26 protein-coding genes and 1 tRNA gene are annotated in these 26,859 nt (G+C 64.9%); 13 read left to right on the top strand and 14 right to left on the bottom strand.

What is annotated here, in order from left to right; all coding sequences use genetic code 11:
• Positions 1-177 precede the first annotated feature (177 nt).
• Positions 178-1,992, top strand: coding sequence for a DNA helicase RecQ (gene recQ, locus EPB08_RS12320; RefSeq protein ID WP_130619417.1), 1,815 nt, complete (start codon positions 178-180; stop codon positions 1,990-1,992).
• 35 nt (positions 1,993-2,027) lie between these two features.
• Here the strand turns inward: recQ and EPB08_RS12315 are convergent, their stop codons facing one another.
• Together EPB08_RS12315 and EPB08_RS12310 are read right to left on the bottom strand one after the other, a co-directional pair.
• Positions 2,028-2,285: a hypothetical protein gene (locus tag EPB08_RS12315; RefSeq protein ID WP_130619416.1), complete on the bottom strand. Its 258-nt coding sequence runs from the start codon at positions 2,283-2,285 to the stop codon at positions 2,028-2,030.
• 230 nt (positions 2,286-2,515) lie between these two features.
• Positions 2,516-4,168 (bottom strand): M28 family metallopeptidase, encoded by a 1,653-nt coding sequence (locus EPB08_RS12310; RefSeq protein WP_130619415.1) that lies wholly within the window; start codon positions 4,166-4,168, stop codon positions 2,516-2,518.
• A 290-nt stretch (positions 4,169-4,458) separates the two neighbouring features.
• On the opposite strand from EPB08_RS12310, the gene EPB08_RS12305 reads away from it, so the two are divergent.
• A complete protein-coding gene (locus EPB08_RS12305) occupies positions 4,459-4,857 on the top strand; it encodes an HU family DNA-binding protein (RefSeq protein ID WP_130619873.1) in 399 nt (132 codons plus the stop codon).
• Between the two features lie 146 nt (positions 4,858-5,003).
• On the opposite strand, the gene EPB08_RS12300 is transcribed toward EPB08_RS12305, so the two are convergent.
• Entirely contained in the window at positions 5,004-5,426 is a 423-nt protein-coding gene (locus tag EPB08_RS12300; RefSeq protein WP_130619414.1) for a PepSY domain-containing protein, read from the bottom strand.
• Between the two features lie 262 nt (positions 5,427-5,688).
• Here EPB08_RS12300 and EPB08_RS12295 point away from each other — a divergent pair, with 262 nt between their 5' ends.
• From EPB08_RS12295 to EPB08_RS12285, 3 genes are all read left to right on the top strand, one after another.
• Positions 5,689-6,150 (top strand): phasin family protein, encoded by a 462-nt coding sequence (locus tag EPB08_RS12295; RefSeq protein ID WP_130619413.1) that lies wholly within the window; start codon positions 5,689-5,691, stop codon positions 6,148-6,150.
• A gap of 449 nt (positions 6,151-6,599) precedes the next feature.
• Complete coding sequence (locus tag EPB08_RS12290) at positions 6,600-7,268, top strand: DUF1045 domain-containing protein (RefSeq protein WP_130619412.1); 669 nt, start codon at positions 6,600-6,602, stop codon at positions 7,266-7,268.
• A gap of 180 nt (positions 7,269-7,448) precedes the next feature.
• Positions 7,449-7,907, top strand: coding sequence for a host attachment protein (locus EPB08_RS12285; protein ID WP_130619411.1), 459 nt, complete (start codon positions 7,449-7,451; stop codon positions 7,905-7,907).
• 176 nt (positions 7,908-8,083) lie between these two features.
• Here the strand turns inward: EPB08_RS12285 and EPB08_RS12280 are convergent, their stop codons facing one another.
• From EPB08_RS12280 to ftsY, 6 genes are all read right to left on the bottom strand, one after another.
• Entirely contained in the window at positions 8,084-9,757 is a 1,674-nt protein-coding gene (locus EPB08_RS12280) for a hypothetical protein (RefSeq protein WP_130619410.1), read from the bottom strand.
• 444 nt (positions 9,758-10,201) lie between these two features.
• Positions 10,202-10,277, bottom strand: a tRNA-Phe gene (locus EPB08_RS12275).
• A gap of 66 nt (positions 10,278-10,343) precedes the next feature.
• Positions 10,344-10,622 (bottom strand): oxidative damage protection protein, encoded by a 279-nt coding sequence (locus EPB08_RS12270; RefSeq protein WP_130619409.1) that lies wholly within the window; start codon positions 10,620-10,622, stop codon positions 10,344-10,346.
• 20 nt (positions 10,623-10,642) lie between these two features.
• The gene (gene mutY / locus EPB08_RS12265) at positions 10,643-11,674 is read right to left on the bottom strand and encodes an A/G-specific adenine glycosylase (protein WP_130619408.1); all 1,032 of its coding nucleotides are present in this window, start codon (positions 11,672-11,674) and stop codon (positions 10,643-10,645) included.
• Positions 11,671-12,771, bottom strand: a complete 1,101-nt coding sequence (locus EPB08_RS12260) for an AsmA family protein (RefSeq protein ID WP_130619407.1) — start codon at positions 12,769-12,771, stop codon at positions 11,671-11,673. Before EPB08_RS12260 ends, mutY begins: the two co-directional genes overlap by 4 nt.
• Before the next feature lie 13 nt (positions 12,772-12,784).
• Positions 12,785-13,933, bottom strand: coding sequence for a signal recognition particle-docking protein FtsY (ftsY, locus tag EPB08_RS12255; protein WP_130619406.1), 1,149 nt, complete (start codon positions 13,931-13,933; stop codon positions 12,785-12,787).
• Positions 13,934-14,007: 74 nt separating this feature from the next.
• Between ftsY and rsmD the strand changes: the two genes are divergently transcribed.
• From rsmD to EPB08_RS12220, 7 genes are all read left to right on the top strand, one after another.
• The gene (gene rsmD, locus EPB08_RS12250) at positions 14,008-14,580 is read left to right on the top strand and encodes a 16S rRNA (guanine(966)-N(2))-methyltransferase RsmD (protein ID WP_130619405.1); all 573 of its coding nucleotides are present in this window, start codon (positions 14,008-14,010) and stop codon (positions 14,578-14,580) included.
• Between the two features lie 94 nt (positions 14,581-14,674).
• Entirely contained in the window at positions 14,675-15,172 is a 498-nt protein-coding gene (gene coaD, locus EPB08_RS12245) for a pantetheine-phosphate adenylyltransferase (protein ID WP_130619404.1), read from the top strand.
• 335 nt (positions 15,173-15,507) lie between these two features.
• The gene (locus EPB08_RS12240) at positions 15,508-15,999 is read left to right on the top strand and encodes a hypothetical protein (RefSeq protein ID WP_130619403.1); all 492 of its coding nucleotides are present in this window, start codon (positions 15,508-15,510) and stop codon (positions 15,997-15,999) included.
• A gap of 211 nt (positions 16,000-16,210) precedes the next feature.
• On the top strand, positions 16,211-16,468 hold the full coding sequence (locus EPB08_RS12235) for a YfhL family 4Fe-4S dicluster ferredoxin (RefSeq protein ID WP_130619402.1): 258 nt from the start codon (positions 16,211-16,213) through the stop codon (positions 16,466-16,468).
• Complete coding sequence (gene ggt / locus EPB08_RS12230; protein ID WP_130619401.1) at positions 16,465-18,192, top strand: gamma-glutamyltransferase; 1,728 nt, start codon at positions 16,465-16,467, stop codon at positions 18,190-18,192. Before EPB08_RS12235 ends, ggt begins: the two co-directional genes overlap by 4 nt.
• Before the next feature lie 156 nt (positions 18,193-18,348).
• Positions 18,349-19,194: an MBL fold metallo-hydrolase gene (locus tag EPB08_RS12225; RefSeq protein WP_130619400.1), complete on the top strand. Its 846-nt coding sequence runs from the start codon at positions 18,349-18,351 to the stop codon at positions 19,192-19,194.
• Between the two features lie 32 nt (positions 19,195-19,226).
• Complete coding sequence (locus EPB08_RS12220; protein ID WP_130619399.1) at positions 19,227-20,240, top strand: TMEM43 family protein; 1,014 nt, start codon at positions 19,227-19,229, stop codon at positions 20,238-20,240.
• Between the two features lie 532 nt (positions 20,241-20,772).
• Here EPB08_RS12220 and EPB08_RS12215 read toward each other — a convergent pair.
• The 5 genes from EPB08_RS12215 to EPB08_RS12195 form a co-directional block, all read right to left on the bottom strand.
• The gene (locus EPB08_RS12215; RefSeq protein ID WP_130619398.1) at positions 20,773-22,029 is read right to left on the bottom strand and encodes an EAL and HDOD domain-containing protein; all 1,257 of its coding nucleotides are present in this window, start codon (positions 22,027-22,029) and stop codon (positions 20,773-20,775) included.
• Between the two features lie 91 nt (positions 22,030-22,120).
• Positions 22,121-22,567, bottom strand: a complete 447-nt coding sequence (locus EPB08_RS12210) for a flagella synthesis protein FlgN (RefSeq protein WP_130619397.1) — start codon at positions 22,565-22,567, stop codon at positions 22,121-22,123.
• Positions 22,564-22,878, bottom strand: a complete 315-nt coding sequence (gene flgM / locus EPB08_RS12205; RefSeq protein ID WP_130619396.1) for a flagellar biosynthesis anti-sigma factor FlgM — start codon at positions 22,876-22,878, stop codon at positions 22,564-22,566. Before flgM ends, EPB08_RS12210 begins: the two co-directional genes overlap by 4 nt.
• Before the next feature lie 74 nt (positions 22,879-22,952).
• On the bottom strand, positions 22,953-23,642 hold the full coding sequence (gene flgA, locus EPB08_RS12200) for a flagellar basal body P-ring formation chaperone FlgA (protein WP_130619395.1): 690 nt from the start codon (positions 23,640-23,642) through the stop codon (positions 22,953-22,955).
• Positions 23,639-24,946: a methyl-accepting chemotaxis protein gene (locus tag EPB08_RS12195; RefSeq protein WP_130619394.1), complete on the bottom strand. Its 1,308-nt coding sequence runs from the start codon at positions 24,944-24,946 to the stop codon at positions 23,639-23,641. The genes flgA and EPB08_RS12195 overlap by 4 nt, the downstream gene beginning before the upstream one ends.
• 168 nt (positions 24,947-25,114) lie before the next feature.
• Here EPB08_RS12195 and EPB08_RS12190 point away from each other — a divergent pair, with 168 nt between their 5' ends.
• A complete protein-coding gene (locus EPB08_RS12190; protein WP_130619393.1) occupies positions 25,115-26,044 on the top strand; it encodes a chemotaxis protein in 930 nt (309 codons plus the stop codon).
• Positions 26,045-26,859: the final 815 nt, after the last annotated feature.

Below are 26,859 nucleotides of genomic sequence, written 5' to 3'. Positions count from 1 at the left end.
CCCCTCTCCAACCCTGTAGGAGCGCACCCAGTGCGCGACCGCGGATTCACCCGCCTGCCTCGATGATCGGTGGTCGCATCTCCGCTTTGTAGGCTTTTCGCGCACTGGGTGCGCTCCTACATCAATGAGTGGCGTTGCGAGGCGCGGGAACCGGGTTCCATTTGCTAGCATTTCCCGATGTCTCCCTCGCCCCTCGATATTCTCCACAGCGTTTTCGGCTACACCGAGTTCCGCGGCCAGCAGCAGGCCATCGTCGAGCACCTCATCGAAGGTGGCGACACGCTGGTACTGATGCCGACCGGTGGCGGCAAGTCGCTCTGCTACCAGATTCCCGCGTTGGTGCGACAGGGCACCGGCATCGTGGTGTCGCCGCTGATCGCACTGATGCAGGACCAGGTGGATGCCTTGCGTGAGGCCGGCGTGGCGGCGGCGTATCTCAATTCCAGCCTCAGCGCGGAAGATCAGCGCGAGGTGGAGCGACGGCTGCTGGCCGGCGAACTCAACCTGCTGTACGTGGCGCCGGAACGGCTGCTGACGCCGCGCTTCCTGGGGCTGCTCGAACGTACCGAAGTCGCGCTGTTCGCCATCGACGAAGCGCACTGCGTCTCGCAGTGGGGCCACGACTTCCGCCCTGAATACCGGGAGCTGGTGATGTTGCACCAGCGTTTTCCCGAGGTGCCGCGCATTGCGCTCACTGCCACGGCGGACGAGCGCACCCGCGACGAAATCGTCGAACGCCTGGCGCTGCAGCAGGCGCGCCAGTTCGTCTCCAGCTTCGATCGGCCCAACATCCGCTACCAGGTGGGCCTGCGCCATAACGCGCGCCGTCAGCTGATGGATTTCCTGGAGCGCCGTCGCGGCGAAACCGGCATCGTTTATGCGCTCAGCCGCCGCAAGGTGGATGAGACGGCAGCGTGGCTGGCCGAGGCGGGCGTCGACGCGTTGCCGTATCACGCCGGGCTGGATGCAACGACGCGCCATGCCAATCAGCGCCGCTTCCTGCGCGAGGACGGACTGGTGATGGTGGCCACAGTCGCCTTCGGCATGGGCATCGACAAGCCAGACGTGCGCTTCGTGGCCCATCTGGACCTGCCGCGCAGCATGGAGGGCTACTACCAGGAAACCGGCCGTGCCGGCCGTGATGGCCTGCCAGCGGACGCCTGGATGATCTATGGCCTGTCCGATGTGGTGACGATGAGCCAGATGATCGCGCAGTCGGAGTCGGCCGATGAGCGCAAGCGCATCGAACGGCAGAAGCTGGAATCCTTGCTGGCTTATGCCGAAGCCACGGGTTGCCGGCGCGAGCTGCTGCTGGCGGCGTTCGGCGAAACCTTCCACGGGCCGTGCGGGCGCTGCGACAACTGCATCGAAGCGCCGAAGACCTGGGATGCCACCGTGCCCGCGCAAAAGGCACTTTCGGCGGTGTATCGCAGTGGGCAGCGCTTCGGTTCGGGCCACGTCATCAGCATCCTGCGCGGTGAAGACAGTTCGCGCATGAGCGAGCTGGGCCACGATCGCCTGTCCACCTTCGGCATCGGCGCCGACATGGACGACAAGCAATGGCGTTCCGTGTTTCGGCAGCTGCTGGCCATGGGCCTGCTGGAGGCTGACGCGGAGGGCTTCGGCACGCTCAGGCTGACCAAGGCCAGTCGCGAGGTATTGGTAGGAGACCGTTCCGTGCGTCTGCGCGAGGACGCGCGCCCGGCTCGTGCTTCACGCAAACGCCGCGACAGCCAACTGGTGACCGGCGGCAGTCTCGGCGTGGAAGCCTACGAGCAGCCGCTATGGGATGAACTGCGCAAGCTGCGCACGCAGCTCGCGAAGCAGCACGGCGTGCCGCCCTACGTGATCTTCCATGATGCGACCCTGTTGGCGATGCTGCGCGCGCTGCCGTCCAACGAAGAGGAGATGGGCGCGATCAGTGGCGTGGGCGAGGCCAAGCTCAAGCGTTATGGAAGGGACTTCCTTGCAGTGATCAACGCCAACGAATGATGGCTATGCGTCTTCTCCCTTGCGGGAGAAGACGCTCATCCCGCCAACGGCCAATGCGTGCCCTCCGACGATACGCGCGAATGGGCGAGCGCGAGTTCCGGGATGTAGCGCCACTGATCCAGCTCGCCCGGGAGGCGGGCCTGGGGGCATGCAATGCGGGTGGCGATGAGGGCTGCCTCGGCGGTGTCGTGGCGACCCATTTCCTGATCTTCCCGCAACACACGCCACTGGCGACCATGGCGGATGATGCGGAAAAGGCCGATCTTTGAGGGGTAAACGTATTGCGCCAGCATAAGGTTGGACTTCTTCTTGCGGCAGATGCTGTATAGCCTGCCTATCGCGCATGACTTTCCCGTTATTCCAAAGCGACGATTGCGTGGCATCTGGCCCGCTCGGGAATGACGGTCAGGCTGCGTTTTTGTTGCGGTGTCACGCGATTCAGCAATACGTAAAAATCTCGTTCGGCGCATAAAAAAACGGCCCGCATCACTGCGGGCCGTTCTCTTTTCACGTGCGGCTTTGATTACTTGCGCTGCGAAGCCGTGGCGTCGCGGGTGGCGCGGAATTCCGAATCCTTGCTCCAGTTCGGCCAGGTATCGGAGTTGGCTAGATCGCTGCCCAGCGTGTAGAGGATCTGCAGGTCGCGCGCCATGCCGGTGAACGGCCAACTGGCCTGCCACTCGTCGGACGGCTGGTGGTAGTGCTTGGCCACGTATTCGTCCGACGCGGCCTTGCCGGCAGCCACGCCACCGTCCACCCAGTCGTCGCCCGACTCGAACGAGACCGCAGGCACGCCGCGCTTGGCGAAGGAGAAGTGATCAGAGCGGAAGAAGTGGCCCGCTTCCGGCTTCGGATCGGCCGTGTAGGTCATGCTCCACTTCTTGGCGGTATCGGTCAGCTCATCGAGCAGGTCGAGCTTGGCGTTGCCGGAGATGCTGAAATTGCGCGAGGGGCCGTGCGGATCGAGCGCATCCATGTTGATGTCCGCCACGGTGGTCGCCAGCGGATAGAGCGGCTTGGAGGCGTAGTACTCCGAGCCCAGCAGGCCCTTTTCCTCGGCGGTGACGTTGAGGAACACCACCGAACGCTCAGGCTTGGGTCCGTTGGCGAAGGCGCGGGCCAGCTCGATCAGCGCGGCCGTGCCGGTGGCATTGTCCACCGCGCCGTTGTAGATCTTGTCGCCGTTGGCATCCGGTGCGCCGACGCCCAGGTGGTCCCAGTGCGCGCTGTAGATCACGGTCTCGTCCGGGCGCTTGCTGCCGTCGATGCGGCCCACGATGTTGTGCGAAACGATGACCTTGGAGTTGAGCTTGTAGTTCGCCGAGAAGCTCTCGCCCTTCAGCACCACCGGCTTGAATTCGCGCGTCTGCGCCTGCTTCTTGAGCGCCTCGAAATCCAGGCCGGCGGCCTTGAACAGGTCCACCGCCACGTCGCGCTGGATCCATGCTTCCACCGGCGTATGCACGCTGGAAGGATGGTCGCGCACCACGTCGAACTGGGTGTTGGTGTTGGAGTTGGCCACGGTGGCCCAACCGTACGAAGCCGGCGCGGTCTCGTGGACGATCAGCATGCCGGCGGCGCCCTGGCGGGCAGCCTCTTCATACTTGTAGGTCCAGCGGCCGTAGTAGGTCATGGCCTTGCCGCCGAAGTCGCCCACGCCGGTTTCGAAGTCCGGGTCGTTGATCAGCACGACGGCGATCTTGCCCTTGAGGTCCACGCCCTTGAAGTCGTCCCAGTTACGCTCGGGTGCCTTCACGCCGTAGCCGATGAACACCAGCGGCGCATCCTTGAGCGATACGGCCTTGGAGCCGTCCAGCGCGGCGCGCACGGCGATTTCCTTGCCCTGGGTGAGGTTCTCGGTCTTCCCGTTGACCGTGAAGGACAGCGACGGCGTGCCGGCGATATCCGACTGAAGCAGGGGCACGGCCTGGGTCCATTCGCGCTTGCCGTTCTTGAGGTCGCCACCCGGCTGCACGCCGGCCGCCTTGAACTGGGCGATGACGTAGTCGATGGTCTTGGTCTCGCCCGCGGTGGCCGGGCCACGGCCTTCGAAAGCGTCGGAAGAGAGGGTTTTGACGTCGTCCGACAAGCGGTGCGGATCGATGGTCGGGGCGGCCGCGGCGAACAATGCCGACGACACGGACAGGGCGAGCAGGGATAAGGCCAAACGCTTCATGGACAGGACCTGGCGGCTAAACGAGCCTCGATAGTAGATAGCGTCGCTGGCGCGGGTCCATAGCCTCGTGGAACGGCACGGGTGGAACGGGTCCCGGAGACGCGAAAAAAGCCCTGAAAAGCAGCCTTTGGAAGGGGGCGATCGTGACTTTCTTCACCCCTGTCAGGCCAAAGCGGCAAAAAAACCGCATTTTTTCCGTCTTGCAGCTTGGCGTAGTGCCCCGGCATGCCATACATTCCGCATGCCGAGAGGCATTCAACAACATCATCTTGATGACCACGGGGAAATGTATGGCGAAGGCGCAGAAAGCAGCAGCAAAGAAAAAGGCCGCTCCGAAGGCAGCTCCGAAGGCCGCCGCAAAGGCAGTCGTTCACAAGCCGATCAAGGAAGCTCTGAGCAAGTCGGGCCTGGTTGCCCACATCGCTGAAGCCAGCGGTGTAGTCGCCAAGGACGTGCGCGCAGTGCTCGCCTCTCTCGAAGGCGCAGTGACGGCTTCGGTGCACAAGAAGGGCGCTGGCCACTTCACGCTGCCGGGCCTGCTTAAGATCACCGCCGTCAACGTGCCGGCCAAGCCGAAGCGCAAGGGCATCAATCCCTTCACCAAGGAAGAGCAGTGGTTCGCTGCCAAGCCGGCCACGGTGAAGCTGAAGGTCCGCGCGCTGAAGAAGCTGAAGGACGCTGCGGTCTGATCGCAGCTGTTCGATAGCATCAATCGTCAGGTGCGGCGTACGCGCCGCACCTGACGATCATCGGATAACCCGTTCCGCCGCAACGGCGGTACTCGAAGCCTCAACCGGCGCCCGCCGGTATCCAAGGCTGAAACCAGGCGCTTCACTCAGCGCTGGTCGCTTCCAATCACTCGCCCCGTTTCCGGATCCACCTGCAGTCGCACGCCGGCGCCCGCCGTGTTGTCGGCCTTGGCGGTCCAGATGCCGTCGCTGAAGTCCACGTCGTGCACGTGCGTGTAGCCCTCGGTGGAAAGCGCCGCCCGCACATCGCGCTCGCTCAGGCGGGAAACGCGTTCGTCGGGGAAGGCCTGGCCGCTGCGGGGATCCACGCGCACGTTGACGCGCTGGCCATCGGCGCTATGGGCTTTGGCCTTCCAAACGCCATCGCGAAAGGTGAGGTCATGCACCTTGGTGTAGCCCTGCTGCTCCAGCGAATTCTCGATCTGATGTTCGGTCAGGGCCTGCTGCGCCATGGCAGTACCGGATACGCCCAGGGCCAAGGCAATGGTCAATGAAGCGATCTTCTTCATGGGCGTGCCTCCTCGTGGGGGATCTCGAGTGTTGTTCGGCCAGAAACAACATGCGGTGAACACAACCGGACCGAGAGCTGAATCGTTGCGCGCTTGACGCGCGCGACCTCGCGAGGCCGTGACATCCGCGTCACGGTTTGAACGCTAGTTTTTCGGACATTGGCGCCTCCGCGGTCGATACGAGCATGCTGCGCGAAACGGTCCGCGGAAGCGGCGCGGTTGTGCTGGTCCATTCAACATCCACTTCATCGAGAGCATGGCCATGAGCATCCAGGGCGACCTGCCGTTGAGCCTCTACAAAGCCAACAGTGAACTCCAGCTGCGCATCAACAAGCTGGTGATGGAGAACTGGAAGAAATGGCTGGAGCTTTCCACGCGCGCCATGGACGATGGCATCGCCGAGTCGCAGGCGCGGGTGGAGCAATTGCTGAGGGCACAGGACTGGACCGCATTGGCAAGCATGCCCGCTGAAACCTTCGGGCGGCTGCTTCAACAGAGACTGGGCGATGCCGACGTGACCAACCAGATCGCCGCCAGCGTCCAGGCCCACTTTGCCCAGGGACTGCAGGAGGCGATCCAGACCTGGCAGAAGGACACTGCGCGCGCGCTCGGTGGCGTGTCCGATCTTGGCAATGTGGCGAACGCGCCCTGGAATGACGTCATGGCCCAATGGGGGCGACTCTGGCCCTGGGCGGAAGGCAAGGGTGCTCCGCGCGATAAGTAGCTCGCGAATCGTCCCCCGGGATTCCGCCCATGCTGCCGTGACATCAGGCACCGTGGTCCGGCCCTTCAATCTGCCCACTGCATCGCGTCACCGCCGGCGCATCCATGCTGAACTGTCGGTCGCTGTCGTCCATCGGAACGTGCGGCGAAGGCCAGTCTGGCCGGGATGCTGTCTTTGGTTGATGCGCCGACGCGCCTTTCCGCCGGGGGCTGCATCAAGGACAGTCCGTGCTTGAGGGGGCACGGTTCGACGTGTTGTCACATTGGTCTAGTTATCTAGACGACTTGGACGTCGCGCTTTCCGGCCGCATGGCGTCATCGGGTGATGCACGGGCAGCAACGTCGGTCCGGAGTGGGTGAGGGGGAATGTGATGCGGTTTTGCAGTACCGGATCGACCATCGGCCTGTCGGTTGGCAGGGTGGGTGGCACGTGCTGACGGCGGGCGGCTGATGCGTTACGCCATTTATTTCTGTCCGGCGCCGGCCAGTGCCCTGGGAGCGTTGGGGCGCGACTGGCTCGGTGGCGAAGCGGTGCCGAACGGCATTCCCGGCATCCCGGCGTCGCGGTGGAACGAACTGCTGTCCGACGTGAGGCGCTATGGCTGGCATGCCACCGTGCGCCCACCTTTCACGCTGTCTCCCGATGCCGACTACGACGACCTGCGCCGCGCGATCAACGTCGTGGCGCAGTCGTACTCGCCAAGCACGATCACCCTGCGCTTGAGTCGACTGGGTGGCTTCCTCGCGTTGCGCCCGGTGGGCGAGTGTGCCGCCGTCAACTTGATGGCTGCAGCCTGCACTGAGGCCGTCGAGGTACTCCGTGCTCCCCTGGTTGAACCCGAATTTCAGCGTCGCGTCCGCGGACTCGACGCCATTGAAACCCACTATCTTCAGCGCTACGGATATCCCTACGTGTTTGAACGCTACCGTTTCCACATGACCTTGTCCGCTCCTGCCACCGTCGAGGAGGAGCACGCGTTGCAGCGTTGGCTGGCACTACGCGCTGCAGCCGTGCCCGTCGCACGTGTCGACGCACTTTCGATCTGCGTGGAGCGCGCATCGGGCGCGGCCTTTGAAGTGCTGGAACGCTTCCCGTTGCGCAAGGCATCCGCGGCATAACATTGGCGACAGAGGCGGGCGAGATGTACTCGAGGCCGTCTTCTTCGTTGCGCGTCGGCGATCGCTCACGCTGGCTTGACGGCCACTCGCGGAATCTGCGCGACACGGAGTGTGCCTGCCTGTGAAGGCTGGACATCGCACCCAGCGGCATTCCTGGTGACATCATCCTGGGAGCGCGTGATGAAAAAAATCGTATGGATCGTGGTTGCGAATCGCGCTGCGGCGCGCCTGTTCCAGGCCAGCCAGCCCATGGGTCCCCTCGAAGAACTCGACGCCTTCATCCATCCCGAAGGCCGATTGCAGGAACACGATCTCGTTTCCGATCGTCCCGGCCGCTCCTTCGACAGCTATGGCGCCGGGCGCCATGCGGAAGATCCCGATACCGCTGCCACCGAGCAGGAAGCCACCAATTTTGCTGTCCAGCTGAGCCGCTTCCTGCACAAGGCACGCTGCGACAGGAAGTTCGATGCCCTGGTACTCGTCGCGGCACCAGCCTTCCTAGGCGCGCTGCGCGATCGCCTGGATGTGGCAACACGAGAGCGCATCACGCACGAAATCGACAAGAACCTCGTGCAGCAAAGCCCGTCCGTGATCCGCGGTCACCTGCCAGAGCGCTTGTACTCCTCTGTTGGCGCCTGAAGAGCATCGCGTCGGCGCAGCGTGGGCCCGGCGCGAAGCGGTGTGCAATCGAAGTCTCAACCCGCGGGGCCACTGGCTTAAAATCTCTTCGCCTCGGCGAGCGTGATCTCGTGAATCACATCCATCCTTGTGAGCCGCGGGCGGGCGCATGGCTTGGCCGATCTGTCACGATTTTCTCACTTTCCAGCCCGTGTAATGACCTCGGAATATCTTTGGAAGTCCCGTGCAAATGAGGTGACGAGCATCTCGGTGGCGCCTTCTTGGACGCACGCGGCGGGAAATGTTGCAAGCCAGCCGGAGCGCAACGCTGCGGGAGTCTTCAAGGCCTCTGCAACATCCGGGCGGGGTAACCCCGCCAATGCAAGTTCGCGACAATCGCCCAGGCGAAGGATCATAACGCGAGGTGCGTGTCCTTCAGAGCGGTCGAACGACCAGCCGAACACCTGCAAATTCCCTTCGGCGTCCATGGTCTGGCCATCAAGCGATAGCGCGATGGAGGGGTCGACCTTCGACGATTTTCGAGATAGCTCCAGCTGGACAAATGTCGGCGACGAGTGCACGCGATAAGGCCCGATGCGCGCCTCGCGCATGATCGCGAGCCCGGTAGCTACAAGAACAGGGTCATTGGAGGCTCTCCCCAAAAACATCCCCGGAGTCGCTAATTGCGGAAACTCCGAGTACGCGTCGTCAAGCTCTTGCAGTTGCGGTGCGCTAGAAGCGAACGCGAACCAATAATTTGCATTGCCAGCAATCGATAGCAGAACAAATGCCCAGCTAAGTCCACCAGCGAAGCCACAAAGCCATTTCCGTCGCACGTGGTTGGAATTGGCGGCGTAGTGCGTTTCGCACAATCCAAGCAGGGCCATTGGGCCGAGACAAAGCAGGGGAACGTAGCGTTCGTGAAGTGGTGCCGGTCCATGATGGGCGCGTGTACTGGCAATCAGTCCGGCCAGCACAAGCGCGTAGATGACAAGATAGATCTTGGCGTGATTTGCCGGTCCGCTCGAAGCTGTCGCGAGGAATTTACCTTTCGTCATAAGTAGGGCGATCATCAGTGCCGCGAATGCGACCGAGCCCCAGATACCTGGATAAATACTTCTCGCTATGAGCGTCCACACCAATGAAAAAAAGTCCGAGCCTGGCCGATGGTCGCGCAAGTCAAGGACAGTAGAGCTTGCTCTTACCATGAGGTAGTAAGCACCTACGAAGGCGCAGGCCAGCAGCCATAGGGCAACCGTGCGCCAGGCCACCTCGCCCTGCCGGGCCCGCAAGCAAAGAATGATCGGTGACGCTGCTAATGCTGGGAGACAATAACCACCGGCATTTATGCCAAGAAAGAGCACAACGGCTGCCAGCGCAATTTGCCATGCGTGTCGACAGTGACTGACCAAGGCCCCGACTGTTACCGCCATGAATAGTGGGACCACCATTGCGGTATTCCAGCCGTCGAGCCATATCTCTGCTGCCCGCAGGGTCAAAAACAGGCAAGCGAGTGCAAGGACAACCCGAAGTTTGTTGTCATAGAAATAATACCTTGCGGTCACCAGAAGCGTGGCGATAGCGACAAGAAACAGAAAATAGATATCGAATCGCTGGTCAAAATTGAAGATCGAATCGATGCCGATATTCAGCAGGTTGGGCAAGGCAGAGATGTGACCCCATCGATCAATGAAAAGATCGGGTACCCAGTTTTCGTGCTGGCTCAGTTTCTGCCAGGTCCCCATGAAGAACCAGGTCTCCCAGACGGGAAACGATCTGGCGAAGTGGGCAACGAATAACGCAAGGACAAATACGGGCACGAAGATGCATGCCCACGCCCCCAGACTGCGCCCCCCAATGCCTTGCCTCATGTGTATGTCGCCTTGTTCGTTAATAACAGGCTTTTGTGTGCCACGATTTGAGCAGATTACCCCCAAGGCTACTATCGCGCGGAGCAAGTCTGCTATATCAGGGGCGGTTGCGAGATCGATCTGGACATCCTGATCGCTCGTTGGCTGACAGGGCCCGCAGATCGTCTGAACCTTTATTGGTCGCCGACCATGGAGGCAGGAAGGGGAAGGGCGCTTTGCATGACTGATCCGCCCCAAGAGGAATTCGGCCTCGCCATCGAGCTGGCCTGCGCAGTGGATGCAGGCCCGGAGCAATGCCGTATATGACCGCCGTATGGTGATCGTCGGTGTTTCGCGTGACGCAGCCGGAGATATTTCGATTACACCGGCACGAGGCAGCTAAGGACTGCGTAATCGCCGCAAAAGAAAAGGGCCTGCATCGCTGCAAAGCCCTTTTCAAATCGATGGTGGCCGGGGACGGAATCGAACCGCCGACACGGGGATTTTCAATCCCCTGCTCTACCAACTGAGCTACCCGGCCAGAATGTCTACGCGCATCGAAGATGCTGCGTGGAGCCGTGCATTAAATCGGAAGCGGGGCGCTTCGTCAAGACTCCGTGTCGGGGGCGACGTAGCCCTGGGGCGTGTCGGCACCGCCGCCGAACAGGAATTTCTCCATTTCGGCGCTGAGGAACTGGCGCGATTTGGGATCGAGTGGGTTGAGGCGGTATTCGTTGAGCAGCATGGTCTGGTGGGCGAGCCACTGCTGCCACGCTTCCTTGGAGATTTCGGCGTAGATGCGCTGGCCCAGCGGGCCGGGCCAGGGGGCGAAGTCCAGGCCTTCGGCGTCGCGGCCAAGCTTGGCGCAGTGAACGATACGACTCATGCGATACGGCTCATGTAGGTTCAGAGATCCTGCAGCAGGTTGCGCACGGGGGCGGGCAGGCCAAGGGCCGCGCGCTCGTCGGCGGCGCACCAGCGCAGGGAGGGATTATCCGCGATGCGCGGGTGTGCTGTCGCCTCGTCGAACAGCAATGGCTCGACCTGCAGGCGGTAGTGGCTGAAGACGTGCACGAACGAAGGCAATGCCTGCGCGTCATCGATGCTTGCGAACGACTGCGCGGAACGCCAGGCGCCGTCGTGGTCGCTCGCTTCCGGCAGGCTCCACAGGCCTGACCACACGCCCTGCGGGCCGCGTCGTTCGAGCAGCACGCGCCCCTGCGTGTCGCGCAGGATCAGCATGACCGTGCCCCGCGTGGGCACCGCCTTGCTCGGCTTGGCGCTGGGCAACTGCGCGGTGAGATTGTCGCGCTTCGCCACGCAGTCGGTGGCGAGCGGGCAGGCATCGCATTGCGGGCGCGTGCGCACGCAGAGCGTGGCCCCCAGGTCCATGATGGCCTGCGTGTAATCGGCGGCGCGCTCTGCAGGTGTCAGCGCATCGGCGTGTTGCCACAGCACTTTTTCCACGGCGCTCTGGCCCGGGTGGCCGTGGATGCCGAGGTGGCGCGTGAGTACGCGCTTCACGTTGCCGTCGAGGATGGGGAAGCGCAGCCCGTGTGCCTGCGCGAGGATCGCGCCAGCCGTCGAACGGCCGATGCCGGGCAGGGCAGCCAGGGCATCGAAGTCGCGCGGCAGTTCGCCGCCGTGCTGCTCCACGCAGATCTGCGCGGCGCGTTGCAGGAAGCGCGCACGGCGGTAATAGCCAAGGCCGGACCACAAGGCGAGCACGGTGTCCTCGTCGGCGGCAGCCAGGTCGCGCAAGGTGGGCAGCGCCGTTACGAAACGCTGGAAGTACGGGATCACCGTGACCACCTGCGTCTGCTGCAGCATCACCTCGGACAGCCACACGCGATACGCATCGCGTGGATGCTGCCAAGGCAGGTCCTTGCGGCCGTGGTCGTCGAACCAGGCCAGCAGTGCGGAGGCGAAGGGGGTCATGGTGTCTTGCGCTTGGTCGCGGACTTCGCAGGTGCCTGCTTCGCGCCACTGGATTGGGGCGGCGCGGCGCTGCTTGATGCGGGTGCGGGCACGTCGGTGCCGGCCTGGATGGTGAGGCCTTCGATGCTTACGTCGCCGGTGTCGATCTTGGCGATTTCTGCGTGGCCATTGCCCGGCGGCACGGCGAGTCGTGGGCCTTCGTCGTGGTCGAGCTGGGACCACCATTCGACGAAGGCGAGCGGCGGCACTTGCAGGTCGGCGTGGTTGTCCGGGCCGTCCAGCTTCAGGCCGAGCATCAATGGGTTGCTCTCGTTCGCCGGTGACAGTTCGATCGAGGTGGCATACGTGCCCGAATTGGCGTGATCGAGCTTGCCGTCGAGATGTGCCGTGGCATCGGCGGCGCCGCGCCAGCGGGCGTTGCCCTTCAATTCCAGTGTCACGGTGGTGTTGTGCGCGAGATGCAGCGCGATGTTGTCGAGCTGCAGCGAGCCACGGTTGATGCTGGGTGTCAGCGAGAGGCGCAATTGCGTGGGCGTGCCTTGGGCATCCTTCGCCGTGATGGTGAGCAGGAACGGCTGCTGGGCGGCAAGCGTGCCTGCATCCAGTTCCACGTCGCCGAGCAGCATCTGGTTGCCGCGCACCACGCTGCCTCGGGTGATGTGCACGCCGGCGACGATGCGCGGAATATCCGCAGGCGGTGTCGACGGGCCGGAAGGCAGGCCCGACAGCCATGATTGCAATGCGTCGAGGTCCACGCGCGGGGAGTCGATCTGCATCTGCGAAATGATCGTCTCGCCGCGGAACAGCGTGCGCCACGGCAAGGCCAGCGTGCCGCGCGCCGCCAGCAGAATCGGCATGTTCGCGCCCTGCGCGCTCAGCGTGATGCCTTGCAGCTCCAGCGCCGGGCGCGGGAAGAGTGCGGGGGTGGCGGGGCTGGCGAGGCTGAGGTCCAGGCCGGCCTCGCGGGCCTGCGACTGCAGCATGGCGGTGATGCGCTCGGGCTGCAGCAGGAAGTGGACGGCGACGAGGGCCGCCGCCACCAGCACCAAGGTGGCGCTGCTGGCGACAAGTAGGGTGAGTCGGAGCCAGCGCGGCACCGGTCCGGGCCCCTCAGCCTTGACCCAGGCTGGCGGGAAGGAGGCCGTCGACATAGGCCTCGGCGTCGAACACGCGCAGATCGGTGGCGGTTTCGCCCAGGCCCACGTAACGGATCGGCAGGCCGAACTCGCGGGCCAGCGCGAACACCACGCCGCCCTTGGCGGTGCCGTCGAGCTTGGTGACCACCAGGCCGGTGACGCCGACGATCTGGCGGAACTGGCGCACCTGGCTCACCGCGTTCTGGCCGGTGGTGCCGTCGATCACCATCAGCACTTCGTGCGGCGCCTCGGGGTCGAGCTTCTTCATCACGCGGGCGATCTTGCCCAGCTCGTCCATCAGGCCACCCTGCGTGTGCAGGCGGCCAGCGGTATCGGCGATGAGCACGTCGGCGCTGCGCGAGCGCGCCGCCTGCAGCGCGTCGAAGATCACGCTGGCGGCGTCGGCGTCCTGGCCCTGCGAAATCACCGGCACGCTGTTGCGCGCGCCCCAGGTCTTGAGTTGCTCCACCGCGGCGGCACGGAAGGTGTCGCCGGCGGCGAGCATCACCTGGCGGCCGTCGTCGCGATAGCGGCGGGCCAGCTTGCCGATGGTGGTGGTCTTGCCCACGCCGTTGATGCCGACGGTGAGCACCACGAACGGCTGGTGCCCGCTTACGTCCAGCGGCTGTTCCACGGGCTTGAGCAGGGCCATCAGCGACTGGCGCAGCGCGGTCAGCAGTGCCGAGGCATCGGCGAACTCGCGCTTGTGCATGCGCTTGCGCAGGTCCTCGACCAGCGCGGTGCTGGCTTCGACGCCGACGTCGGCGGTGATCAGCGTGGTTTCGAGTTCGTCCAGCAACTCGTCATCGAGCTTGGGATGGCGGACGAACAGCGATGACAGGCCACGAGCAAAGGCGCTGCCGGACAGGCGCTCGCGCCAGCTGCGCTTGGCCGGCGCGGCGGATTCGGCGATCGCGGCCTGCTCGAATACTTCATCCTCGGCGGGAGCTTCCGGGCTCGGCGGGGTTTCCGACAACGCCTCGTCGAGAGCGGGCGTGGCGTTGTCCAGCGAAGCGGCATCCGTGTCGTGTGCGAAACCCGTGGCCCGCGCCTCATCCGCCGCAGGTGCGGCAGGCTGGTCCGGCGGCGTTTCGGCGGGCTTCTTCTTCCAGAACTTGAGCATTGCGGCAGCGATTCAAAGACAATGGTCGGCATGCTACCACCCCCACCTGTACTGACCGCTGAGTCCGGGCGCCCATGACCGGCCGTACCCCCGGGCGCATCCGCATCATCGGCGGCCAGCTGCGCAACTCCCGTCTCGAGGTTCCCGACCTGCCTGGCCTGCGGCCCACGGCCGAGCGGGTGCGCGAAACCCTGTTCAACTGGCTGGCGCCGGTGATCTCGGGCGTGCGTTGCCTGGACCTGTGCGCGGGCACCGGGGCGCTGGGCATCGAGGCCCTGTCGCGCGGTGCGGCCGGGGTGCAGTTCGTGGAGCGCGATGCCCGCGCGGCCCAGGCGTTGCGCGATAACCTGGCCCGGCTGAAGACGCAGGCCGGGCAGGTGAGCGCGGCTGACGCGCTGGCCTATCTGCAGGGTGCGCCGCAGCCGTACGGGCTGGTGTTCCTGGACCCGCCCTTCGCGCACGACCTGTGGGCACCCCTGGCCCAGCGGCTGGAGCAGGGTGGCTGGCTCACGCCGGCCGCATGGATTTACGTGGAGTCTCCCAGGGATGCCGCGCCGATCCTGCCTGCCACATGGCTGCTCCATCGCGAGGGGACGGCCGGTGAAGTCCGTTATGCGCTCTATCGTCGGGCGGCGACGGCAACCTGACGGTCGCGTATGGATTTCTGAGGTTGCGCGCGGGCTAGGCGATGGCCGCGAACGAGCCTAAGCTAGCCGCCCCTGCACCCCGGTGATCAGCCTCGTGAACAAGCCTCCGGTCAACAAGCGTCTTGCCGTCTATCCGGGCACGTTCGATCCCATCACCAACGGTCATTCGGACCTGGTGGCGCGCGCTGCGCCGCTGTTCGACCGCATCATCGTGGCGGTGGCCGAAAGCAAGGGCAAGGGACCGGGCTTCAGCCTCAATGAGCGCATCGCGCTGGCGCGGCTTGCCCTGGCCGACCTCAAGAACGTGGAAGTACGTGGCTTCGATGGTCTGCTGGCGCATTTCGTGGAAGAAGTAGGCGCGGGCGTGATCATCCGTGGCCTGCGCGCGGTGTCCGACTTCGAATACGAATTCCAGCTGGCCAGCATGAATCGCCATCTGATTCCGCAGGCGGAGACGCTGTTCCTGACGCCGGCCGAGCAGTACAGCTTCATCTCCTCGACGCTGGTGCGCGAGATTGGCCGTCTGGGCGGCGATATCACCGGCTTCGTGCATCCGGCCGTGCAGCAGGCGATGCGGCAGCGCTGGCGCTGAGATCCACGGGTTTCCAGGTGGGCGCGCACCCAGTGCGCGAGCTCGGCGTCTCCGTGTAGCCGCTCTGTAGGCTTTTCGCGCACTGGGTGCGCTCCTACAGAGAGCCGGCTCTGATCGCACTGCAGCACGCCTCGCGGTGTCGGCGCGGCTCGTCGTCGTGTATCCTCGCGGGCATCCTGCGGACAGGACAGTCGTCGCCGCGGACCAGGGGAACGAAGGGTTGCGTATCGCCCATCCGGGCTCCCGGTTCACCGGCCCCGTCGTACGACGGCCGGATGGTCCCGTCTTCCAATGGATTCGTCATTCCAAGAATTCCACCATCCAAGGTGACCATCATGTACAAGTACGCCCTCCTCGCCGCCCTCGCGCTCACTGGCGTCACCGCCTGCAGCCAGCAGGAAGACGCCCAGCAGCCGACCGAACAGGTCGCGGCCGTTTCCAAGCCGACCGATCCGAACGACAGCAAGGCGTGGAACGCCTACCTGGGCCAGATCGTCCAGAAGAACATGCAGGGCATGACGGCTGACCGTCCGTTCCCGTACCTGGTGCCGGCTGGCGACAGCGACGACGCCAATGCCGTGCGCCAGCGCCAGCTCGACCAGGTGCAGGACACCGTGGCCCGCGGCGTGCTGCCGGGCAACATGCTGGTGTTCGCCGGCCCGGATTCGGGCAAGACCGCCGAGTTCGTGACCGATGCGTTCAAGGACGCCAAGCCGGGCTCGTTCAAGGACGTGATCGTGCTGGTGATCGGCGACGCCGCCGACAAGGACAAGGTGACGGCCGCGCTGCAGCCGACCGGCGCCACGATCCGCTACGTGAACATGTAAGTTCCGGTTTTTCCGGAGCGAACACGAAGGCCCGCGACGGCAGCGTCGCGGGCCTTTCTTTTTGCGACCGTCAGGCTCTCGTAGGAGCGCACCCAGTGCGCGAAAAGCCTGCGGAGCGTTGAGGGTGCGATTCCGCGGTCGCGCACTGGGTGCGTTCCTACATGTGGAATCTTGCGACGCATAGGGCATCCCCAGCATGTAAACTGGGCCAATGTCCCTGAAAATCCTCGATACCTGCGTCAATTGCGACGTCTGCGAACCGGTCTGTCCCAATAAGGCTATCTCGCTCGGCGAGGAGTACTACGTGATCGACCCCTCGTTGTGCACCGAGTGCATTGGTCACTATGACCAGCCCCAGTGCGTGGAAGTGTGCCCGGTCGAATGCATCCTCATCGATCCCGAGCACACCGAGACGCACGAGCAGCTCGAGCAGAAGTATCAACACCTGATGGCAAAGGACAACGCATGACGTTTTCGTTGAACTGGCGCGTAGCGCTGCTGGGCCTGCTGCTTACCACCAGCGCCGCATGCGCCGCCGACAGCCTCCCGGCTTCCTCTCCTGCTGCAACTTCCGCGCACGTCATCACCGAGCGCCCCGGCCGAGCCGGCATCGCCAGCGCCAACTTCCACGCTACCGAGGCAGGGCACGAAGTGCTCGCCAAGGGCGGCAATGCGTTTGACGCCGCCATCGCCGTGGCCTCAACGCTTTCGGTGGTCGAGCCGGAGAGCTCGGGTATCGGCGGCGGTTTCATGGCGGTGCTGCATCGCGCTTCCGATGGTCGCGAGGTGTTCATCGACGCGCGCGAAACCGCGCCGGCGGCGGTGAACGCGAAGGACTACCTCAACAAGGACGGCTCGCCCAATCGCGACACCGCGCTCAACGGGCCGCTTTCCGCCGGCATTCCGGGCGAAGCCGCGGGTCTCGCCTGGCTGGCCTCGCACTACGGCAAGCTGCCGCTGAAGGAATCGCTGGCGCCGGCCGTGCGCATTGCGCGCGACGGCTTCAAGCCTGACGGTCGCCTGGTCAATGCGATCAGCGAGCGCGCCGAGGACATCCGCCGCTGGCCGGCTTCCGCCGCGAAGTACCTGCCGAACGGCAAGCCGCCGGTGGCCGGCGAGGTGTGGCGCGATCCGGACCAGGCTCGCACGCTGGAACTGCTGGGCGAGCACGGATTCGACGGTTTCTATCGCGGCGAAGTGGGCAAGAAGCTGGTGGACGCCGTGCGTGCCGCTGGTGGCAACTGGACCGCGAAGGACCTGGAAAGCTACCAGGTGAAGGAACGCACGCCGATCATCGTGAACTACCGGGGCTATCGCGTGGTGACGGCGCCGCCGGCATCGTCCGGAGGCGTGGCCGTGGCCGAGATCCTCAACATCCTTTCGGGCTACGACCTCACCAAGCTCGATGAAGTACATCGCACGCATCTCGTCATCGAGGCGATGCGCCGCGCGTTCCGCGATCACAACGACTACCTCGGCGATCCGGACTTCGTGAAGATGCCGATGGACATGCTGCTGTCGCCTTACTACGCGGCCGGCCTGCGACAGACCATCCTGATGGACAAGGCCACGCCGTCGTCGATGCTGCCGGTGAGCACCGGTACCGATCCGGGCATGCACACCACGCATTTCTCCATCATCGACAAGGACGGCAACATCGCCTCCATCACCCAGACGGTGAACTACACGATGGGTTCGACCTTCGTTGCGGCAGGCACCGGCGTGCTGCTCAACGACGAGATGGATGACTTCGCACTGGTGCCGAACAAGCCCAACGTCTACGGCCTGCTGGGCAGCGATGCGAACGCGCCGGCGCCGGGCAAGCGCATGCTGTCCTCCATGACGCCGAGCATTGTGTTCGGTGCCGATCGCGTGGGCGTGATCGGCTCACCGGGCGGCTCCACCATCATCACGCAGGTGCTGGAAGGCATCCTCGCCTTCATCGATGGCAAGGATGCTGCCGGCGTTGCCGGACAGAAGCGTTTCCATCATCAGTACATGCCCGACCGCGTAGACGTGGAGCCGGGCGCGTTCGACGCTGCGACGGCCGAGGGGCTGACGCGCATGGGTCATACGCTGAAAGAGCGGAATCCGTGGGGCTTCATGAACGTCGTGACCTGGGACCTGAAGAACAACAAGCTCGATGCCGCGAGCGACCCGCGCCGCGAATCGGGCCTGGGCAAGGTGCAGTGATGGAACTCTGGTCGCTCACCGGCAATTCGCAGCAGCTCGATCGCGGTGCGATGTTTGCTCGGCCCGTCCATGGGCCTCACCCCGCGCGTCGCGCGGGGCCGCCTGCGGCGTCCGGATTCGCTCCCGGCGAATCCGTGGCAACGCGAGGTATTTGATATGGAGCTTTGGTCACTTACCGGCAATTCGCAGCAACTGGATGGCGGTGCGATGTTTGGCAACGCACCTAGGGCGCTGTGGTCGCGGTGGATCGCGCCGGATGCGGAGAACCGCATTCCGCTGGCCTGCCGTTGCCTGCTGGTGAAGGACCTGGATGGCCGCCATGTGCTGTTCGAGACGGGCATCGGTGCCTTCTTCGAACCGGCGCTGCGGGAACGCTATGGCGTGGTGGAAGATCGCCACGTACTGCTCGATTCGCTGGAGCAGGTGGGACTGACGCATGAAGACATCGATACAGTGGTGCTTTCGCATCTGCACTTCGATCATGCGGGCGGCCTGCTGGCCGCATGGGAAGAAGGCCAGTCGCCGCGGTTGCTGTTTCCCAAGGCGACCTACCTGGTTGGCGCCGAGCACTGGCGGCGTGCGCTGAAACCGCATCCGCGCGATCGCGCTTCGTTTGTCCCCGAGCTGCAGCCGCTGCTGGAGCAGAGCGGTCGACTGGAGCTGGTCGAGGGTGAACACTCGAAGGCGCTGGGCGAGTCGGTGCGATTCAGCTATTCGGACGGCCATACGCCAGGACTGATGCTGGCCGAAGTGGCAGGCGTGGTGTTTTGCGCCGACCTGATTCCGGGGCGTTTCTGGGTGCATCTGCCCATCACCATGGGCTACGACCGCTATCCGGAACGACTGATCGAGGAAAAGCGCGACTTTCTTGACGACAAGCTCGCGCGTGGCGTGCGCCTGTTCTTCACGCACGATCACGATTGCGCTGCGGCGCGCGTGGTGCGCGATGAGCGCGGCCGTTACGGTACAGCCGACGAGGTTCGTGAACTGCGAGGCGCATGATGATGGGCAGGGGGCAGGGGAGAGAGACCGATATGCGGCAATGGATGCGACGCGTGCTGGGTGCCCTGCTATTGCTGGGCGGCGCTGGGCTGGTGGCGATGACCGAGCAGGGCTTGCTCGATCATCACCATGCCTCGGAGAAGCACGGCGGCCAGATTCTCGATCTCGGTACGGCTGCCGACTCGCAGGCCAGTCATGGCTATCTCGTGCGCGTGGCGGGGCCGGTCAAAGTGGTGGAGGCTCCCTACGATCCGGAGTTCGGCCAGCGGGCATCGGTACCCGTGCTGATCCGGCACGTGGAGATGTTCCAGTGGCGCGAAGTGCGCGTGGGCGGCGACATCCACTACGAGCTGGACTGGGTTGACCGGCCGGTCGATTCCAGTCGTTTTGCGCAGCCGTCCGGACACGCCAATCCCGAGCACTTCCCCGTACTGGGCAAGCAGTTCGATGCCGGACTGGTACGCGTGGGCGGCTATGCGCTGTCGCCCACGCTGCAGCATGCCTTGCCGGGCAGCGAGGAACTGGATCCGGACATGAAGTCCGTCCCGCCGAATCTCGCGGCGAGTTTCACGCTCAACGACCGTTACCTGACGACCAGCGCCAAGCCTGCGCAGCCGCGCCTGGGTGATTTGCGGGTGAGCTGGGAAACGGTGCCTGCGCAGGAAGTCACCGTATTTGCCCAGGTGGACGGCGACCATCTGGTGCCGGCGTCCCATGCGGCTGATGGCAAGGGATACGACGTGCAGGTCGGCGACCGCTCGCTGGTCGACGTGGTGCCTGATGTACCCGAGTCACCCTCGTTCGTGTGGCTGCGCCGCACCGCGGCGTTGCTGCTCGGCCTGATCGGCGCGCTGCTGCTGTTGCCGGAGCGCGCGCGTACGCATCACGACCTGCTGTTGGCGATGGGGGCGAGTGCGCTGCTGATCGGTGCGCTGGCGTGTGTCATGTGGCTGGGAACGGACATGACGGTGGGTGGTGCGTGGTTTGGGGTGGCGCTGGTGGGGTTGGCGTTGGCGACGTGGCGGATTCGCGCTACGGCGAAGTGAGCACTTTTTCTCTCGTCGCAACGTCGTTTGCGGGGGGGCACTGTAGGAGCGCACCCTGTGCGCGAGGCCTTTCGCCTCAGTCATCACGCCTGTTGTTCTTGTAAGAGCGGTGTTTGGCCTTCGGTAGTCCCGCTGCCGCTAGGGTGCCGCTTACGCAGCGGGCGTTTCGATCGTCTGCCGACGCTCGAGTCACTTTTCTTTTGCTGGCCCAAAAGAAAAGTAACCCAAAGAAAATGGCCTTTAGAGCCAGGGCTCATAGCGATATGTGAGATAGAAGCGTCGGATGATTGGGGCAAGCCGAACTACGGACGTGCTACCTCATAGGGTGCGGCTACACCGCAACGCGCCAATACGGTGAGGGCTTAAAGCAGCCGCGCATAACGAACTCCGCGAGCCGCGACACTTCTCCCTCTCCCCTCTGGGGAGAGGGCCGGCGTGAGGGGCCAATCTTGCGAGAGCGCCTTTAATGAGGCGCTCTTTTTTTGAGGCCTTTAGCAAACACCAGCCACTCATCAAGTGGCTAAGCCCCACGTCAATTCGGCCGCTGGTCCGCAAACGCATAGACATGATCAGCCCACTGCGTCGCTTCGAGATAGATCGCGGCCATGCGGCGGATCACCTGCGGCTGCGTTTCGCCGCCGCGGAGGTCGCCGGCTTCCCAGCTGCGGATCTGTTCCAGCAACGGGGCGAACGGGCCCTTGTTTTCGAGCAGGGCGCTGCTGATGTCGCGGGCGAGTGGCAGGTGCCACAGCACGAAATCCATCGGGGCTTCCATCAGCGTGTCCAGCAGCGAGAACAGGCCGGCGGTGAAGGCCATTTCGCGCTGCTCGGACGCCATGTGCTGGGCGAGCTTTTCGCACATGTGCGCGCGGATCAGCGCGGCGCGCAGCAGTTCGGGCGGGCGATCGCCCACGCCGCCGAGCGCCATGGTGTAGATCCAGTTGCGCAGGCGCGTGGCGCCGAAGAAGATCGCGGCCTGCTGCACCGACTTCAACTGGCGGGGCAGGGCGAAGTAGGCGGAGTTCACGCAGCCCAGCAGCTTGTAGCTGAGGATGGCGTCGTCGCGCACGATCTGTCCGATTTCAACCGGACCCGGATTGCCCTCTTCCAGCGCCTTCATCAGGCGCAGCAGGCTCAGGCGGTTGGCGGTGAGCACGGGGACGGCGACGGGTTCGGGCTTGAGCAGGAACTGTCCCTGGATCGCCTGCAGCGGCAGGGTCTCGCAGCGGTGGTAGGTGTCGTGGTCGTCGACGTGGCCTGCGATGACGTGGATGCCGCGCGCATGCAGGTATTCGCTGCGCGCGCGCAGCGTGGCCGGGTCGAGCTTGCTGGCATCCAGTCGCACGAATTGCACGATCTTGAGCAGCGGCTCGGCGGCGACGTTGTATTCCAGCGGGGCATCGCCGGCGTCGAGCATCAGCGGGCAGCCGCGCTGGGCCATGCGCGTGAGGCGCTCGACCAGGGGATGATCGTTGGCGACATCCGGCTGCAGCAGCACGCCAAAGCGTGGCTGGTGCTGCAGCACGTCGGTTTCCTCCATCAGCAGCTCACGCGTGAGCCGCAGGAAGGTGCGGTTGCCGCGCACCAGGCGTGCCAGCGCACCGTCGGTAATGGTGGCGAGCGCGCGACGCATCAGCGCGGCTTCGTCTTCGGCCTCGTTCTGGAACACGATTTCGTACGCGAACAGTTCGCGCTTGGTGTCCAGCATCGGCAGGCGAATGACCGGCAGTGGTTGTTCGCTTGCAGTAGCGCCTTCGTGGGCGGAGGGGATGGCCGCAGCTTCGCTCATGGTCGGTCGATGTGGTGGCAGTGGGGAAAGCCGGCGGTGATTGCCGGTAGACAGGTGCGCATCGAAGGGGAGTGGATGCGCGCCATGGTGATCAGGCCTCGGCCAGGGTTTGCGAGCGCAGGCTCGTGCGCAGTTCACCTGCGCGGCCGTACACGCTTGCCTCCGCGTCGTTGCCGGTCAGCACCGCCAGCGCCTTGCGCACCTGCTGCAGGCGGACACCGACCAACTGTCCGTTGCGCTGGTTGAGCTGCTGGCAGGCGCGTAACGACTGCAGGATCTGCTGCCACATCGGGGCCAGCTCGCGGCTGGCTTCCGGGGCGCCCTGGCTCAGCTGCACGCGCTCGCTGTCGAGCTGCTCCAGCTTGAGCATGAGGGAATGCTTGGCGGCGCCGGCGCGGTTGAGCCCGTCGACATCGGCCGCCTCGAGTGCGGTGCGTTCCTCACGCAGCGCATCGGACAACTGCTCCACTGCGAGCCGCATTTCCTCGACCGCGGCGGTCAGGGCATGGTCCAGTTCGGCTTGCAGCGACGCGTTCATGACTTGAGCTGGCTTTCCAGCGACAGCATGCGGTCGGCGATGCGACTCGGGTCGACCTTGTAGCTGCCGTTGGCCAGGGCCTGGCGCAGCTGCTCCACCTTCTTGGTGTCGACTTCGGCGCCGCTATGGGTACGGGCGGCTTCCTGCATGGCCTTGGCCGAGTCCGTCAGCTGCACGCGATCATCGCCGCCCGTGGCGCCACTGGCGGCCTCGGTGCCGGCCGTGCCGGTGGCGTTCTGCGTCGAGCTGCCCTGGCCGCTGGGCGGCTGGGGAAGCATGGGCAAGCCATTGTTTGAGATGGTGGTGTTCATGGGTCCGTTCTCTGGTTTTGGCCCTGTTACCGAACAAGATCGGCCGGGCGGCGCCAAACTTTAGTGTGATTCCATCAGGGGAGGGCGAGAACTTCGCCCGGGGCGGTGACCATCGCATCGATGACCTTGCCCGAACTGCCGTTGCGCACCCGCAAGCGGGAGCCGCTGTCGCCGCTGCCCAATGCCACGCCGCTGGCCCGCACCTCGATACCGTCCAGCCGGGACACCAGTTGCACCTGGTCGCCGGCCTTCACGGCGGTGCGTCCGCCCAGCGCGGCCGGAGTCAGCACACTGCCGGCGACCATGGCGCGGGAGAGCGTGCGGCCCTCCACTTCCCCCATGTCGCTGACATAGCCGTAGCCCAGGCGCGTGACGTCGCGTTCCTCGCTGCGCACATCATCGGGCCTCACGCCGTCGCCACGCTGAAGCGGGCGGGCGATCACCAGCACCTGGCGGAACACCTGCAGCTGCACGGGCACGCGCAGGGTCCAGCCGTCGGCGACCGGGCAGCGCACGGTGACGTTCATGCGCGGCATCAGCCTCGTGCCTTCCTGCAGGCCCGCGTTGAGTGCGGTCGGGCAGGGGGCAAGCTGAAGCCTTGGATCGAGCGCGCCCGCCTGGGCCACCACGCGGGCGCCCTGGGTGGCGTACTGGTCGCGCAGCCACTGCTCGGCAGTCGCGCGCGCCGCCTGCGCCGGCTCCGCGGCGAAGGCGGGCAGCGTGAACGCGCACAGCAGCAGGGCGACCAGCGGTCGATGGGTCATAGGTCGGCCAGCAGCACGTTGAGCTGGGACAGCAGCAGTTCGCGTTCGCTCTCCAATTGCGGCACCAACTGGCTGGCCTGGTCGATGTGGCCGTCGCACAGCAGGGTGGCAAAGCTGCTGCCGTGCTCGCGCAGGCGCATGCCGGCGGCAGTGAGTGCCGAGGCGGCCGGGTGGTTGTCGCGACCGGCCGTCAGGCGCTGCAGCGTGCGGTTGAGTGGCTGTGTGTCGAACCAGCGGCGGTCGAGCGCCGCCGGTTCCTGCAGCGCAAGCTCCATCGCCTGGCGCAGGCCTTGCGCGGCTTCGCGAACGGTAAGACTGAGGCTGGCCGGGTCGGTGCCACTTTCGGTTTCCAGCCAGTCCAGTGCGAGGTGATGGGCGAGCAGGGCAGCACGGCTCAGTGCTTCGGACTGACGGCTGGCCTCGGCGGCGCGGCGATGCCATGCGCCGAGCGCGGCCTGCGCCGCGACGGCACGGGCATGCTGGGCGTCCTGGTTCTTGTGCATGGTGGTGATGCGATCGCCAACCTGGCGCAAGGCCTCACCGCTGTCCTGCAGCGAGGTCGCGGTCTGGGTGGCGCCGGACTGCGCGCGCTCGAGGCGCTGCATGCCCTGCTGCACGTCGCCGTCCAATTGCAGCGAGAACTCGCCGATGGAACCGGTGACCTGTTCGATCTCGGCGGTGGCCTGGCTGGTCTTCTCGGCCAGCTGCTTCACCTCGTCGGCGACCACGGCGAAGCCGCGGCCGGCTTCGCCCGCGCGGGCGGCTTCGATAGCGGCGTTGAGCGCCACCAGGTTGGTCTGGTGCGCGATCTCCTGCACCACGCCGGTGAGCTTGCGGATCTGCGCTACCTGCTCGGCCAGCTTGCTCTGGTTGCGGTTCATCGCCGACAGGGCGGTACGCAGCAGGCGCAACTGACCGTCGAGCTCGCTGACGCTGCGCTCGCTGGCCTGGCCGGTCTGGCGTGCGTATTCGAGGCCGGTGCCGATCTGCTGCAGCGACGTCGAGATTCCGGCGCTGCCATCCGTCAATCGGCCGACGTCTTCGCGGCTGTCCTGGGCGGACTGGTGCATGGCCGCCTGCTCACGCGACAGCTGCTGGGCGGCGCTCAGCACCAGTCCCTGCTGCTCCAGCGTCTGCAGCGCCACGGCGGCGGGCGGAGGGGTCGTGGAAACGGCTGCCAGCAACGGCGCCAAGGCTTGCGCGGCGCGGGGATGGCGGGCAGACAGCTGCGCCACCCGTGCCTGGTCGCCCGCCGCGGCGGCGCGCGCAAGCTCGGCAAGATGCTGGCTCCAGATCAGACTCATGGGTGGATCTTTCCTTCCTAAAAGGTTCGTCTTCCGCATCGGCGGGAGAGGTCGGAACTTGAGAAGCAAGCGACGTGCCACCGCCCGACTGCGACACTCAAGCCGGTGCCATCGATGCCGATACGTCCGATGTGATCGCGGCATCAGGCCGCCTGGCGAGGAGTGCGCATGAGTGCATGGATGGACAAGGTGGAGCAGCAGACGCGGCTGGCGGGCCACAACCGCGTGGCCATGCTGCTGTTCCGCATGGGGGACGAGCAGCTTTACGGTATCAACGTGTTCAAGGTGCGCGAGGTGATGCGTCGCCCGCCGATGGAGCGCATGCCCGACGCCAACCGCCTGATCGCTGGCAGCTGCAATTACCGTGGCATGACCATCCCGGTGATCGACCTGGCCATTGCGCTGGGTTATCCCTCGTTGCGCGACGAACCGTCGGCGCACCTGATGGTGACGGAGTTCAGCCGCACGGTGCAGGGCTTCCTGGTGGCCGATCCGCAGCGCCTCGTGCAGTGCGATGGCGACAACCTGGAGGCTCCCGCGCCAGCGCTGGGTTTCGGCACCCGCGTCAACGCGGTGACCCGGGTGGATGGCGCGCTGGTGGCGGTGGTCGACGTCGAGCAGGTGCTCGCCAGCCTCAACGCCACCTCCACCGAGTTGTCCGAGCCGATGCAGCGCATGGCTCGCTTCCACGACCTGCAGCCGCGGCGCGTGATGGTGGTGGACGATTCGCTGGTCGCCCGCAACCAGCTGGTGAACCTGTTCCGCCAGATGGACGTGGAATGCGTGGTCGCCCAGGACGGGCGCGAGGCGCTGGAGCGCCTGAAGGAGCTGGCGGGTGCGCCGGAGGGGCAGGGCGTGACCCTGGTGGTGTCGGATATCGAGATGCCGCGGGTCGACGGGTATGCGCTGACGCGAGCGATTCGCGAAACGCCGGAGCTGCGGCCACTGAAGGTGGTGCTGCATAGCTCGATCAGCGGCATCTTCAACGAGACGATGGTGCGCGAAGTGAACGCGGACCGCTTCGTGGCGAAGTTCCAGCCGGATCTGCTGGCGCAGACGGTGCTGGATTTGTTGCCGGAGAATTTTCAGAAGTTTTGAGGATTCCCGAAGACTGCGCCGTGATTCGCCAACGGGAACTCTCTGGCTACTTTGTAGGAGCGCACCCTGTGCGCGACCGCCTTCAGCCTCGGTCTCGCCTATCCGTCATTCCCGCGAAAGCGGGAATCCAGTGCCTTGGCTCTCGGCTTCTGGGTGAGATGCTCACGCCAGCTTGCTCGCCTGCCGCGGGCTTCCGGACCGCTGCCGCGGCCCGGGTCACTTTTCTTTGCTTGCTCAAAGAAAAGTAACCAAAAGAAAGAGCACCCCGCGTGGCGCTGTCTGGGCTATGCCCAGCCAGTCCGTGAGGGGCGGCCGGGCTTTTCGACCGGGCTCCTGCCCGGACGAAAAGTGCCCGACGTCCTGTCGGGCACCCCTTCGGGGCCTGATCGTCCACCCCTCACCGCCACACAGGGGCCCCGTGACGGCTCGTGCCGCTGCGCGGCACATCGCTTTGCGGGGCTGGTTTGCTCGTTGTAGGTAGGTTTGTCGCGAGCACCCGCCCCTCACCCCGGCCCTCTCCCCGGAGGGGAGAGGGAGAAGTGTGGTGGCTCGCGGAGTTCGTTATGCGCCACGGCTGCTTTAAGCCCTCACGGTATTGGCGCGTTGCGGTGTAGCCGCACTCTATGAGGTAGCACGTCCGTAGTTCGGCTTGCCCCAGTCATAAGACGCTTCTATCTACATACCGCTAAGAGCCCTGGCTCTGAAGGCCATTTTCTTTGGGTTACTTTTCTTTTGGGCCAGCAAAAGAAAAGTGACTCGAGCGTCGGCAGACGATCGAAACGCCCGCTGCGTAAGCGGCACCCTGGCGGCAGCGG

Origin of the sequence: Dyella amyloliquefaciens (assembly GCF_004296575.1) — a bacterium.
Lineage (GTDB): Bacteria > Pseudomonadota > Gammaproteobacteria > Xanthomonadales > Rhodanobacteraceae > Dyella > Dyella amyloliquefaciens.
The sequence above is the reverse complement of the archived record's forward strand: the minus strand, read 5'-3'. Positions and strand labels throughout refer to the sequence as shown.

Coding starts and splice junctions, on each gene's coding strand:
- recQ (WP_130619417.1), top strand. CDS start 178: ATGTCTCCCTCGCCCCTCGATATTCTCCACAGCGTTTTCGGCTACACC.
- EPB08_RS12190 (WP_130619393.1), top strand. CDS start 25,115: ATGAGTGCATGGATGGACAAGGTGGAGCAGCAGACGCGGCTGGCGGGC.
- EPB08_RS12295 (WP_130619413.1), top strand. CDS start 5,689: ATGAGCATCCAGGGCGACCTGCCGTTGAGCCTCTACAAAGCCAACAGT.
- flgM (WP_130619396.1), bottom strand. CDS start 22,878: ATGAACACCACCATCTCAAACAATGGCTTGCCCATGCTTCCCCAGCCG.
- ggt (WP_130619401.1), top strand. CDS start 16,465: ATGACGTTTTCGTTGAACTGGCGCGTAGCGCTGCTGGGCCTGCTGCTT.
- EPB08_RS12315 (WP_130619416.1), bottom strand. CDS start 2,285: ATGCTGGCGCAATACGTTTACCCCTCAAAGATCGGCCTTTTCCGCATC.
- EPB08_RS12220 (WP_130619399.1), top strand. CDS start 19,227: ATGCGGCAATGGATGCGACGCGTGCTGGGTGCCCTGCTATTGCTGGGC.
- mutY (WP_130619408.1), bottom strand. CDS start 11,674: ATGACCCCCTTCGCCTCCGCACTGCTGGCCTGGTTCGACGACCACGGC.
- EPB08_RS12290 (WP_130619412.1), top strand. CDS start 6,600: ATGCGTTACGCCATTTATTTCTGTCCGGCGCCGGCCAGTGCCCTGGGA.
- EPB08_RS12310 (WP_130619415.1), bottom strand. CDS start 4,168: ATGAAGCGTTTGGCCTTATCCCTGCTCGCCCTGTCCGTGTCGTCGGCA.
- EPB08_RS12240 (WP_130619403.1), top strand. CDS start 15,508: ATGTACAAGTACGCCCTCCTCGCCGCCCTCGCGCTCACTGGCGTCACC.
- EPB08_RS12225 (WP_130619400.1), top strand. CDS start 18,349: ATGGAGCTTTGGTCACTTACCGGCAATTCGCAGCAACTGGATGGCGGT.
- EPB08_RS12235 (WP_130619402.1), top strand. CDS start 16,211: ATGTCCCTGAAAATCCTCGATACCTGCGTCAATTGCGACGTCTGCGAA.
- EPB08_RS12305 (WP_130619873.1), top strand. CDS start 4,459: ATGGCGAAGGCGCAGAAAGCAGCAGCAAAGAAAAAGGCCGCTCCGAAG.
- EPB08_RS12280 (WP_130619410.1), bottom strand. CDS start 9,757: ATGAGGCAAGGCATTGGGGGGCGCAGTCTGGGGGCGTGGGCATGCATC.
- EPB08_RS12270 (WP_130619409.1), bottom strand. CDS start 10,622: ATGAGTCGTATCGTTCACTGCGCCAAGCTTGGCCGCGACGCCGAAGGC.
- EPB08_RS12285 (WP_130619411.1), top strand. CDS start 7,449: ATGAAAAAAATCGTATGGATCGTGGTTGCGAATCGCGCTGCGGCGCGC.
- EPB08_RS12300 (WP_130619414.1), bottom strand. CDS start 5,426: ATGAAGAAGATCGCTTCATTGACCATTGCCTTGGCCCTGGGCGTATCC.
- rsmD (WP_130619405.1), top strand. CDS start 14,008: ATGACCGGCCGTACCCCCGGGCGCATCCGCATCATCGGCGGCCAGCTG.
- EPB08_RS12215 (WP_130619398.1), bottom strand. CDS start 22,029: ATGAGCGAAGCTGCGGCCATCCCCTCCGCCCACGAAGGCGCTACTGCA.
- EPB08_RS12210 (WP_130619397.1), bottom strand. CDS start 22,567: ATGAACGCGTCGCTGCAAGCCGAACTGGACCATGCCCTGACCGCCGCG.
- flgA (WP_130619395.1), bottom strand. CDS start 23,642: ATGACCCATCGACCGCTGGTCGCCCTGCTGCTGTGCGCGTTCACGCTG.
- ftsY (WP_130619406.1), bottom strand. CDS start 13,933: ATGCTCAAGTTCTGGAAGAAGAAGCCCGCCGAAACGCCGCCGGACCAG.
- EPB08_RS12195 (WP_130619394.1), bottom strand. CDS start 24,946: ATGAGTCTGATCTGGAGCCAGCATCTTGCCGAGCTTGCGCGCGCCGCC.